We start from the raw sequence: 11,690 nt of genomic DNA, 5'->3' as shown, positions 1-11,690 counted from the left end.
CTGATCAAGGCGGCGAGCGAGGTCGGTCCGGCGCTGTTCTTCAGCCTGCTGATCATCACGGTTTCGTTCCTGCCGATCTTCACGCTCGAGTCTCAGGAAGGGCGGCTGTTCGGACCGCTCGCCTTCACAAAGACCTTCGCCATGGCGGCGGCGGCGCTCCTGTCGGTGACGCTCGTGCCGGCGCTGATGGTCGTGTTCGTGCGTGGCCGCATCGTCCCAGAGCACAAGAATCCGCTCAACCGTTTCCTGATCTGGATTTATCGGCCAGTCATATCGGGGGTTCTTCGCGCCAAGACAATCACCATCCTCCTGGCAATGGTTGCCTTGGCCGTGACGGTCTGGCCGGCGCGGCAGATCGGTAGCGAGTTCATGCCGAGCCTCAACGAAGGGACGCTGATGTACATGCCGACGACCTTGCCGGGCCTGTCGGTGACGAAGGCGGCTGAACTGATGCAGACGCAGGACCGGATCATCAAGTCCTTCCCCGAAGTCGAGACCGTGTTCGGCAAGGCGGGCAGGGCGCTGACTGCCACCGATCCCGCGCCGACCGAGATGTTCGAGACGATCATCACTTTGAAGCCGAAATCCGAATGGCGGCCTGGCGTGACGATCGACAGCCTCAAGGTTGAGATGGACGCAGCGCTCCAGTTCCCCGGCGTGTCGAACGCGTGGACGATGCCGATCCGCGCCCGCATCGATATGCTGTCGACTGGCATCAGGACGCCCGTCGGCGTCAAGGTCTACGGGACGGACCTCAAGGAGATGGAGCGGATCGCCCGCGATGTCGAGACGGTGCTGAAGACGGTCCCCGGCACATCGAGCGCCTATGCCGAGCGGGTGATCGGCGGCTACTACCTCGACATCGTTCCGGACCGGCTAGCGCTCGGACGTTACGGGCTCAACGTCGACGACGTCCAGGAGGTGATCGGCACGGCCTTGGGGTCGGAGGTGGTGACCTCGACGGTCGAGGGGCGCGAACGCTACGGCGTGGCGGTGCGTTACCCGCGTGCCTTCCGAAGCGATCCGCAAGCGATCGCGCGTGACGTCCAGGTCTCGCTTCCGGACGGTGGTACCGTGCCGCTGGGCGAGGTGGCGGATGTCAAGCTCACGCGGGGGGCGACGACGATCCGTACGGAAAACGGCCAGCTCGCCGTCTATGTCTTCGTCGATATCGCCAACCGCGACCTCGGCGGTTACGTCGCCGAAGCGAAGGAAGCCGTTGCCAAGAGCGTGGCGATGCCTGCGGGCTACTCGGTCGCCTGGAGCGGCCAGTACGAATATCTCGAAAGGGCAAAGGCGCGTCTGGCGATCGTCGTCCCCCTGACGCTCGCGCTGATCTTCCTGTTGCTCTACCTGAACTTCAAGAGGTTGACCGAGACGTTGATCGTCATGCTGTCGCTGCCGTTTGCGCTGGTCGGCGGCATCTGGCTGATGTGGTGGCTCGGCTTCAACGCCTCGGTTGCCGTGGCGGTAGGCTTTATCGCGCTCGCCGGCGTGGCGGCCGAGACCGGGGTGATCATGTTGATCTATCTCGATCAGGCGCTTGCCGAACAATGGCGAGAGTGCGTGCGGTCGGGCCGACTGCTGAGCCGGCAAGATCTGAACCGGGCGATCATCGTCGGCGCCGTCGAGCGCGTGCGTCCGAAAATGATGACTGTCGTCGCAATCATGGCGGGGCTGGTGCCCATCCTCTGGAGCACGGGCGCCGGCTCGGAAATCATGCAGCGCATCGCCGTGCCAATGATCGGGGGCATGGTATCGTCAACGGTGTTAACGCTGGTCGTCATTCCGGCGGTCTACGGCCTCGTCAAGGGCTGGCGGCTGCCCGCGAAATCCCACGACGCGGCGCGGGCAATCGGCATGGAGGCTCAGCCGGCAGTCTTAAGGGATGCGGCCGAATGAAAGGAGCATGCCATGATGAACGATATGATGGGCGGCATGATGTGGGGCATGGGTCTCGCGGGTCTCATCGGGCTGGTGTTGGTCGCGCTCGTGATTGCGGCACTGGTCAAATATCTGTTCTTCCGCTGAAATACGCGGTCGCGGCGTGGACACATTCGCGCCGCGATCGTCAAAGCGCAGCCAGCCGCGGCGGCTTGTTTTTGGCGCAGTTCGGCGTCATTCTTTGTGGTATGAAACACTGGTCGGCTCAACAACTTGTCGCTTTGTCCCTCGCCGTGTTCATCGCCGCGGGGCTGGGGATGTCGGTCGCCGCAGCGAGCGGCATGACCACCAAAATGGCGATGATGTCCGAGATGGCGATGTCAGCGCATGGTGATTGTCAGGACTGCCCCGACAAGCCCGGCAACGATGGCATAACGGCGATGGCCTGCGGAAATGTCTGCCCGGCCCCGATTTTCGCGGCCGTGGCTGCGGCGATCCCGATCCCAATCGGTAGCGCGACTACCGCCTTTGCCGCGAGCGGACCGCTCTTGCACGGCAGGACGTTGTCACCCGATCCCTATCCACCTCGAACCTCCAACATCGGTTGAAAGCTCGGCCGCCGGACGACCGAGCCGGGCAAGCGAACGCGTGCGCGTCAGTTTCGCACCGAGCGGCCATCAAGGTGAGGACATTCAAAAAGGCCCGACGCGTTCCCTCATCCACGATGATCGGAAGGATCGAACATGAATACCGAATCCAACTCTTCAGTGTCGCGACGGGGTCTCCTCCAGGCCGGCGCGGGCCTCATATTGACCGTTGCGCTGCCGCCGGTGCCGACAAGGGCGGCAGAATCCAATTCGTATCGGATCGCCGCCGCGCCAGCCCGTGCGCGTCTTGCTGGCCCGGCTCGTCCGGAGACCGATGTCTGGACCTACAATGGAACTGTGCCAGGTTCCCTCGTGCGCCTTCGCCAGGGTGAGCCTGCCCGCCTCGTCGTCGAAAACAGGCTCGACCAGGAAAGCACCGTCCATTGGCACGGCATCAGGCTGCCCAATGCCATGGACGGCGTGCCCGGCCTGACGCAGCCGCCGATCAGACCCGGCGAGCGCTTCGTCTACGAATTCACTCCGCCCGATGCCGGAACTTTCTGGTACCACCCGCATGCCAACAGCCTTGAACAGCTGGGCCGAGGTCTCGCCGGGGCCGTGATCGTCGAGGAGCGCGAGTCCATTGCTGTCGATCGCGACCTTCTCTGGGTGCTCGCCGACTGGCGGCTGACGGAAGACGGCAGCATCGCCCGCGGTTTCGGCAATCGTATGGAAGCGGCGATGTCCGGCCGTGTCGGCAATACCGTCACGCTGAACGGCCGCGTCTCGGAGGCTGAAACGGTCCGGGGCGGCGAGCGCGTCCGCCTGCGCCTCGTCAATGCATCGCTGGCGCGGATCATGGCGCTGCGGTTCGAGGGGCACCGCCCGGTGATCGTCGCGATCGACGGTCAGCCCTGCGACGCACACGAGCCGGAGGGCGGACGGATCCTGCTCGGTCCGGCCATGCGCATCGACGTCATGCTCGACATGCAAGGGGTGCCGGGCAAACGCTACGGCGTCGTGGATGATTTTTACGACGGCCTGTCCTATCGGCTGACGGAGCTTGCCTACGTCGAAAGTCCGCCTATCCGGGCGCATCCTCTCGATAACCCTCTCGACCTGCCGCGCAATCCCCTGCCGGAACCCGATATTGCCACGGCTGAGCGCCACACGCTGACGCTCCAGGGCGGCATGATGAGCATGTCCGGCATGGGCGGGATGATGGGCGGCGGCATGATGGGCGGGGGAATGATGGGCGGCGGCATGATGGGCGGCGGCATGATGGGAATGGGCAAGGGAGCGGCCTGGGCGGTCAACGGTCTGTCGATGACCGGCGACGGCCATGCAGGCATGGAACCTGCCCTCACGTTCCAACGCGGGCGGAGCATCATGCTTACCCTGCGCAATGAGACCGCCTGGTGGCACCCGATGCACTTCCACGGTCACAGCTTCAGGGTGCTGAGCCGGAACGGCAAATCCGTCCCGCACCGCCAGTGGCAGGACACCGCGCTGATGGCACCGAAGGACGTCGTCGAGGCAGCCTTCGTTGCCGACAATCCCGGCGACTGGATGCTGCATTGCCATGTGATCGACCATCAGATGGCCGGTCTGATGACAGTGCTGCGCGTCGCCTGAATCAAGTAGCTACCAAGGAAAATGGAAATGAACCGCACGATCCGCTTTCTGAGCCTCACCGCTCTCGTCGCCCTCGCCACGCCGGCTCTCGCCGAGCCGCTCCAGGCGACGCTATACAAGAACCCGCAATGCACCTGCTGCGAGGGCTATGCCGCCTATCTCCGCGACAACGGCTTCGCCGTCGACGTGAAGCCGACTAACGACCTTGCCGAGATCAGTCGCAAGGCCGGCGTGGCTGAGGCGTTCCAAGGCTGCCACACCATGTTCATCGACGGCTACGTGGTCGACGGACACGTGCCGGTGAACGTCATCCGCAAGCTGCTGACCGAAAAGCCCACCATCGCCGGCATCACCCTGCCGGGGATGCCGATGGGTTCGCCCGGCATGGCCGGCACCAAGACTGAGAAGTTCGTGATCTACACCGTCCCCAAGGACGGCAAGGCACCCGCGGTCTACGCGACCGAGTGAAGTCGGGAAGGAGGTCATGGCCATGGCCGAGATCAACACGAACGACACATGGAAGACGTATGGGCCATCGCCATCCGTCTCGCGTCGCCGGCTGCCTTTGGCCTTGCCGGCCGACGGTTGTTCCGGACTTTCGAGCCGGTCAATTTGGTCGTCTTCGTCAACGCGCTCACCAACCGGACGCAGAAGCCCCACGGCCATCCGGAACCGGGACTGTGGGAGAGCCTGAAGGGATTGATACGATGACACCCGAGATGTCCGACAATCAGACGCCCGCTTCGTCCGAGGCTCAGCCCGCGAAGCCAGCCCGAAGCCTGAAACCGTGGGTGTTCGGCTCCTTCGCGCTTGCAGGGGTATCAGCGGTCCTTTCGGCGCTGGCGCTGCTGTTCGCCGCAGGCGTCCTTCCGCCGCCCCGTGACGGCGGCGCTCTCGACCGCCAACTGCGCACCTACCTTCTCGACAACCCCGAAGTCATTCTCGAGTCCGTCAACCGCAGGGAAGCCCGCCGGCAGGCCGCGGCGGACAACGAGTTGACCGCAGTCATCTCAGAGCGGCGCGATGAAATCTTCAACGATCCGGATTCCCCGGTCGGGGCCAATCCTGAAGGTGATGCAATCGTCGTGGAGTTCTTCGACTACAACTGCCCCTATTGCCGTCAGGCGGGGCCGATGCTCGACAAGCTTGAACAGGCTGACAAGGGGTTTCGCCTTGTTTTCAAGGAATACCCTATTCTCGGACCCGGTTCGGTCTTTGCCGCCCGCGCAGCGCTCGCAAGTCGCAAGCAGGGAAAGTATCTCGACTTCCATAAGGCGATGATGACCTATTCGGGCCGGATCACCGAGACGACCACCCTCGAAATCGCCGCCGAGATCGGTATCAATGTCGAGCGCTTGAAGAAGGACATGCAAGATCCGGCGATCGACGCGGCCATCCGGCGCAATATCGCCCTCGCGGAAGCCTTGCGCCTCTCCGGCACACCTAGTTTCGTCGGCGGCAAGGAAATCATCCGTGGCCTCACCGATGAGGCCGGGATGAGGCGGCTGATCGCATCGGCGCGCGGAAAGTAGGCGACATGTCGGCCATCTCGAACATCGGATTGATTACCGCCTTTTCGGCGGGATTGATTTCGTTCCTGTCGCCCTGCGTTCTGCCGCTCGTGCCGGGCTACATCTCGTATGTCTCCGGCAGTGCGCTTGGCCGGCAGGGGATAGAGAGGGTCGGCCGGCTGACGACGCTGTGGCTCAGCCTCTGCTTCGTGCTCGGCTTCTCGACGATTTTCGTGGCGCTCGGTGCGACCGCAACGGCTCTCAGCAGGCTCCTCCTTTCCTATCGCTACGAGGCGACGCTCACCGGCGGCGTAATCGTCATGCTGTTCGGCGTGTTCATGACGGGCCTCGTCCGAATCCCGTGGTTCGAGCGCGAGCTGCGCTTCCATGGCGCTATCCCCGGCGGCCGTCCGCTCGGGGCGTTTCTGCTGGGACTCGCCTTCGCTTTCGGCTGGACACCTTGTATCGGCCCGGTGCTGGGCGCGATCCTGACCGTCGGCGCCCTGTCTTCAACGGCTGCTGCGGGTATCGTTCTGCTGGCTGTTTACTCGCTCGGTCTGGCTGTCCCGTTCGTGATCTCGGCCACCTTTGCCCATGGACTTGCGCAACGTCTGAAAGCCATGCGCCGCCTGGGGCGGATGCTGCAGGTCGGCGCAGGTGGCGTGATGGTCGCCATGGGGATCGCCATGATCACCGGAACGATGACGGCATTTTCGTTCTGGCTACTCGAGAACGTGCCGATGCTCGCCCGAATCGGCTGAAACGGCACGAGACGGATGAGATCGTGTGCCGAGGTTTCCGGAGCTTAAAGTGAAGAAGAGCGATCCCGCTACACACGCAGTCGTCCTCGAATGCGTTCTGACGTGCCCGCATTGCGGCTTCGCCAAGCAGGAGACCATGCCGATGGACGCCTGCCAATTCTTCTACGAGTGCACCAACTGCAAAGCGCTCTTGTGCCCCGAGCCGAGAGACTGCTGTGTGTTCTGCTCGTTCGGCTCGCTCAAGTGCCCGCCAAGACAACAACAGCTTGGATGCTGGGAATAGTGCATTCGGCTTTGACGGCCCTTGCTACTGGCCGATCAGGGACGCCTGCGCTGACGAAGTTGCGCGACGGTGCGATAGGCGTCGCTCAGCAGACCGCGGGCGAAGGGGAGTCCGTCACGGAGCCTCTTTCGCTCGATGTTTCGAGCGCCCGCAACAGGTGATCGGCGACATCGAGTCGGCCTTGTCGACATGCCTGCTTGAACAGGCTGAGAATGTTCTCTTCCAGTCTGTCGCGGTGAGTATCCATCGTCTGTAACCTCCATTCTTACGCAATCCTACGCCTTCCAACGGTGGCAAGGTCAAGTGCTTGACCAGCTCAGGATTGGTTTGTCAGGCCGAAGTGTCTGCTACATTAGACCTGAACAAGGAAAACCGCGGGGAACGGAACGCGGCCCCGGCCGTCTGTCGAACTCTTGGAACAAGGAGGATCGGTTATGCATAGCCCCAGGCGGCAGATCGGTCATTCTCAACGGTTATGGACTGCGCTGAAGGTGCGCGATGCCGCACGAATGTCGTTGAGCTTGGTCTTGGGGCTGATCGTTGGCGTTTCCACCCCCTTTAAGGCGGCCGCGCATAGCGCCCCTTCTGGATGGTCCTATCCCTACCAGTGCTGCAGTGACCAGGACTGTCAGCCGGTCCACGGGGCCGCGGTAAAGGAGGGACCTGACGGTTATGTCGTGGAAGAAACGGGCGAGGTCATAGGCTACCGGGATTCGCGACTGAAACCCTCTCCGGATGGAGAGTTTCATCTATGTTTGCGTCCGGGCAACGCCCATTCTCGAGCGATATGTCTGTTTGTGCCTCCCCGAGCTTTCTAATTTAGGGCAAATATCAGCCAGCCTGTAGGGTTTCGCGTCCGCCACCGTCGAAGCGCGGCTCGCAGGAACTTGGGCCGCATCGGTCGGTGTTGAGGCTATCATGGCCGCCATGAGGAACTCACAATTTAAGGCCGGGCGCTGCCCTCGTACATGAACGTCATCGGCTTCGGTCCGCGCATGTAACCGGTCTCGAGACGATCGATCTTGAATCCACCGTCTTCCAGCATGGATTTGATCGGGCGATTGAGATGGCAGCCGCCGCTGATGCGCCGCCAGACGGGCGTGAGCCGATCCTGCCACCAGCGCACCCTGGCGTCAGGTGATAACCCGTGCTCAACAAACAGCAGCTTTCCGCTGGGTTTGAGCACGCGGCACATTTCCCCGATCGCTACGGTGGCATGCGGGATCGTGCACAAGGTCCAGGTGGTGACTATGATGTCGACGCTCCTGTCATCGAGCGGAATGGCTTCCGCCGAAGCTTCGATGAAGCTGACGGGCACTTCCGCGTGCGGGACATTGCGGGCCATCGCCAACAGCTTGGGAGCGGGCTCGAGCGCCAGAACTTCCCGCACTGCCGGGCGATAAAACGAAAGATTCAGGCCCGAACCGGCCCCGATCTCCAGGACACGCCCTTCCGCCGCGCCGATCACTCGCTCGCGATAGGGCCGCAGCCGATCGTTGCGCATCGAAAGATCGCAGAGCTTCGGCCAGATGATATCGCTGTAAAGGCCCATGGACCCGATCTCCGAAAAAGAGATCTGCGTTTTCGAATTTTAGCGTGCTGTCCAGCCGAAAACAAAGCTGGCGTTTCCCTTTTTCTCCCAGATCGAAACGACGCTTCTAGAATTTATTCCAGGTCAAGGATTTGTCTGGATACCCGGTGCTGGTGACGAAAATCTGCTCATCGCAAGCTGCCACTAAGCAGGCGGCGGAGAGCTTGCGTGCGTTGGGAGCGAGGATCGTTACCCCCAGACGGCACCTTTCAGGGCGTTCAGTGGGAATTTGAGATATCGCTCGCCGTTCGCTTCGGGTTCGGGAAGGCGTCCGCCATTGATGTTCACCTGCAGGGCGTGGAGGATCAACTTCGGCATGGGAAGCGTCTTGTCCCGTTGCTCACGAAGGTTCACGAAATCAGCCTCGCAAGCGCAGCGGGTCAAATGAACGTTCTTCGTCTTCTGGAGACCAACCGTGCTTTCCCATCGCGGCTCCCGACCGCCGGGCTGATAGTCGTGCCCGACAAAGATTCGCGTGGCATCGGGCAAGGACATAATTTCTTGTATGCTTGCCCACAAAGCCCGCGCACTGCCTCCGGGAAAGTCCGCGCGCGCCGTCCCGCTGTCAGGCATGAAAACTGTATCGTGGACGAAAGCACAATCGCCGATCATGTAGGTGACTGAGGCAAGCGTGTGGCCCGGCGAAAAAAGGATCGTCGTCTCGATGTTTCCAATCGAGAAGACATCACCTTTCTTGAACAGCCTGTCCCATTGAGAACCGTCTGTGGAAAGATCCGACCAGTTGTAGAGCCCCGCCCACAGTTTCTGGACATCGACGATCCGCTCGCCGATAGCAATCGGCGCGCCCGTCTTTTCCTTCAGATAAGCCGCCGCCGAGAAGTGATCGGCATGCGGATGGGTGTCGAGGATCCATTGAATCTCAAGGTTCTGGGAGGCAATGAAATCCAGCAATTCGTCGGCATTACCAGTGGAGGTTGCACCGGACTTCTCGTCAAAGTCCAGCACCGGGTCGATGATCGCACAGGCTTTGGTTTTCGGATCGCTGACGACATATTGAACCGACCAGGTTCGCGGATCGAAGAATGCAGCAACATCAGGTTTGCGCATGCGTCAAGCCCCGTCGAGCGTAGCGCTCGGAAAGAAGATGGCTCGCGCCGGATCGAAATCGTAATCTGGTTCGAAGATTGGAGCATCTTTGGCCATCTGGGCGACAGAGTCTAGAATGAACCTCACCTTCTCGTCGGACAGAAGCACACTCAAATTCAGCCGTGTGAAGCCGGGCTTCTTGAATTCGTCGCCCGCGAGAATGCCTTGGCGCATCTGTTCCGATTGCACTGCGTCGATCGACAGCAGTCTGTGGACATATGGCCCGGCGCATGCGCATCCACCGCGTGCCTGGATTCCGAACCGGTCGCTGAGCATCCTCGTGACCAGTTGCTGATGGACATAGCCGCCCTTACCATTCCTGATCCGAAAAGAGAAGATCGGAAGCCTATCGGACAAGGGTAAGCCGAGCAATTCCAGTTGCGGGATATCCTTCCAGGCGGAGAAGGCACGGCGGGTCAGCTCGTGATTGCGTCTTCCCATTTCATCCAGGCCGATCGCGTGCTTGACGATGAAGGCGAGCGCGGCGCGAATGTCGCCGACAACGTTCGGCGTGCCCGCTTCCTCGCGGGCCTCGAGACTGTCGCTGTAGTCATGCGAGGTCGGAGATACGAATTTAACCGTTCCGCCGCCGGGCCAGGAGGGCTTGTTTGTGACGACGGCGTCACGACGCACGATCATCACGCCCGAAGCGCCAGGACCGCCGATGAACTTGTGCGGCGAGACCACAATGGCATCGATATCGGCCTGATTGCACATTGACATTGAAATGGGGACATAAGGACCGGCCCCCGCATAATCCCAGACCATCTTGGCGCCGGCGGCCTTGACCTGCTCCGTCACCGCAGGAACATCAGTGGTAATGCCGGTGACGTTCGAGGCTGCCGAAAATGCGCAGATCGTCAGATCGGCCGAAGTGCTCCGCAGGGCCTCCTCCAACAAGGCCTGATCCGGACCGCCTGTCGGCGCCTCAGCCAGTTCGATGATATCAGCGCCGCTTTCGCGCCAAGGCAGGATGTTCGAATGATGCTCATAGGGTCCGATGATGATGCGGACGGTTTTGCCAGCGGCGACGGCATCGGCGACACCGAGCAATTTGACCAGCCGATTGAGGCCCGCGGTCGCGCCCGAGCCGGTGAAGATCACCCCGTACTTGTCGCTTGCCCCGCAGAACTCCGCGATTAAGGCCCGCGCTTCCCTGCGCATGCGGGTCATGAACCCGCCGCAGAAGGAGGCTTCCGTATGACTGTTGGCGTAATAGGGCAACACTTCGTCGAGAACGAAACTTTCGACCTGGCGAAGCGCTCGGCCCGACGCCACGTAGTCGGCGTAGATCAGGTTTTTGCGCCCATAAGGGCCATCGATCGTGGCCGCCGATCCGACAAGACCGTCACGCAGAGCGGCGATCAGATCGTTTCGGACAAGGCTTTGCTGAAATTGTCTCAGGGAGCTCAAGGCGTCACGAGATTGATGGCGAACAGTTTGCACGGTCAACTCTCCATGATGGACATTGACAGAGAATCTATTCCGCAGCAGCGTCGAAAACTTCACCTATTTTATGCCACTTTTGCCGGATTTCGTGTCACATGATCGCTAAATCAGAAAGAATTGATACTTTCGATCTAAAGATTTTGACCTCTCTGCAACAGAACGCCAATCTGTCGCAGCGCGATCTGGCCGAGCAGGTCGGACTATCGCAAAACGCCTGCTGGCGACGCCTTCAGCGTTTGAATGCGATCGGCATGATCCGCGGGTCGCACAGCACCATCGATCTTTCGGCACTCGGGCTTGACCTTACCGTCTTCGTGATGGTCCGTACTCGCCATCATTCAAAGGAGTGGGCCGACAGTTTCCGTAAACATGTCGAACGGTTTCCAGAGGTCATCGATTTTTATAGGATCGGCGGCGACTGGGATTACCTGATCAAAGTCGTGACCAGAGGCATGGCCGGTTACGACGCCTTCTACCAAAAGCTGATCACCGGTTTCGATCTGGCCACGGTTACGGGCTTCTTCTCGATGGAGGTCATCATCAACAATCGTGCGATCGACCTCAGCCGTATTCCTTAAATCCTCGCCCTGCTTGTGGACGATGAGAAGATAGGCTTCCACAATCCGTTCGTGCGCGGCCTCGTCGACGGCTCTTCCCTCGAGAAAGTCGTCGATCTGGGTAGATGAACCATAAGTCTCTTAATCAGGCCGCAGGGGCACATCGCTTGGAAGCGTCGTCGACGGAGTCTTGGTTGGGCGGCCCTCCCAATGCAGCGGGTGGAGCAGTTTCAGTCGAGTCACGGCTATAGCGCAGAAATATTAGCAACCGCCCTTGCAGCTCTAGTTGCTAGAGGTCTTATTCTGCGGAAAATTTCAGAAGGAA

12 protein-coding genes are annotated in these 11,690 nt (G+C 61.0%); 9 read left to right on the top strand and 3 right to left on the bottom strand.

Annotation, left to right across the window (positions count from 1 at the left end):
- The 8 genes from ACFHWW_RS26980 to ACFHWW_RS26945 all read left to right on the top strand — a co-directional run.
- Positions 1-1,902: efflux RND transporter permease subunit (locus ACFHWW_RS26980; RefSeq protein WP_379942120.1), on the top strand; the 1,902-nt coding region annotated here is incomplete at its 5' end.
- 200 nt (positions 1,903-2,102) lie between these two features.
- A complete protein-coding gene (locus ACFHWW_RS26975; protein WP_379942118.1) occupies positions 2,103-2,492 on the top strand; it encodes a hypothetical protein in 390 nt (129 codons plus the stop codon).
- 135 nt (positions 2,493-2,627) lie between these two features.
- Positions 2,628-4,106 (top strand): multicopper oxidase family protein, encoded by a 1,479-nt coding sequence (locus ACFHWW_RS26970; RefSeq protein WP_379942116.1) that lies wholly within the window; start codon positions 2,628-2,630, stop codon positions 4,104-4,106.
- Between the two features lie 27 nt (positions 4,107-4,133).
- Positions 4,134-4,574 (top strand): DUF411 domain-containing protein, encoded by a 441-nt coding sequence (locus tag ACFHWW_RS26965; protein ID WP_379942114.1) that lies wholly within the window; start codon positions 4,134-4,136, stop codon positions 4,572-4,574.
- A 48-nt stretch (positions 4,575-4,622) separates the two neighbouring features.
- The gene (locus ACFHWW_RS26960) at positions 4,623-4,817 is read left to right on the top strand and encodes a hypothetical protein (protein ID WP_379942112.1); all 195 of its coding nucleotides are present in this window, start codon (positions 4,623-4,625) and stop codon (positions 4,815-4,817) included.
- Positions 4,814-5,638 (top strand): DsbA family protein, encoded by an 825-nt coding sequence (locus ACFHWW_RS26955; RefSeq protein ID WP_379942110.1) that lies wholly within the window; start codon positions 4,814-4,816, stop codon positions 5,636-5,638. Before ACFHWW_RS26960 ends, ACFHWW_RS26955 begins: the two co-directional genes overlap by 4 nt.
- Before the next feature lie 5 nt (positions 5,639-5,643).
- Positions 5,644-6,378, top strand: a complete 735-nt coding sequence (locus ACFHWW_RS26950; RefSeq protein WP_379942108.1) for a cytochrome c biogenesis CcdA family protein — start codon at positions 5,644-5,646, stop codon at positions 6,376-6,378.
- A gap of 49 nt (positions 6,379-6,427) precedes the next feature.
- Positions 6,428-6,661 (top strand): GDCCVxC domain-containing (seleno)protein, encoded by a 234-nt coding sequence (locus tag ACFHWW_RS26945; protein ID WP_379942106.1) that lies wholly within the window; start codon positions 6,428-6,430, stop codon positions 6,659-6,661.
- Between the two features lie 943 nt (positions 6,662-7,604).
- On the opposite strand, the gene ACFHWW_RS26940 is transcribed toward ACFHWW_RS26945, so the two are convergent.
- From ACFHWW_RS26940 to ACFHWW_RS26930, 3 genes are all read right to left on the bottom strand, one after another.
- Positions 7,605-8,213, bottom strand: a complete 609-nt coding sequence (locus ACFHWW_RS26940) for a class I SAM-dependent methyltransferase (RefSeq protein ID WP_379942104.1) — start codon at positions 8,211-8,213, stop codon at positions 7,605-7,607.
- Between the two features lie 228 nt (positions 8,214-8,441).
- Positions 8,442-9,320 (bottom strand): MBL fold metallo-hydrolase, encoded by an 879-nt coding sequence (locus tag ACFHWW_RS26935; protein ID WP_379942102.1) that lies wholly within the window; start codon positions 9,318-9,320, stop codon positions 8,442-8,444.
- 3 nt (positions 9,321-9,323) lie between these two features.
- A complete protein-coding gene (locus ACFHWW_RS26930) occupies positions 9,324-10,805 on the bottom strand; it encodes an aminotransferase class V-fold PLP-dependent enzyme (protein ID WP_379942100.1) in 1,482 nt (493 codons plus the stop codon).
- Positions 10,806-10,903: 98 nt separating this feature from the next.
- On the opposite strand from ACFHWW_RS26930, the gene ACFHWW_RS26925 reads away from it, so the two are divergent.
- On the top strand, positions 10,904-11,386 hold the full coding sequence (locus tag ACFHWW_RS26925) for an Lrp/AsnC family transcriptional regulator (protein ID WP_379942098.1): 483 nt from the start codon (positions 10,904-10,906) through the stop codon (positions 11,384-11,386).
- Positions 11,387-11,690: the final 304 nt, after the last annotated feature.

The sequence above is a fragment of the Sinorhizobium sp. P24N7 genome (assembly GCF_042436655.1).
Taxonomy (GTDB): Bacteria; Pseudomonadota; Alphaproteobacteria; order Rhizobiales; family Rhizobiaceae; genus Sinorhizobium; species Sinorhizobium meliloti_A.
The sequence above is the reverse complement of the archived record's forward strand: the minus strand, read 5'-3'. Positions and strand labels throughout refer to the sequence as shown.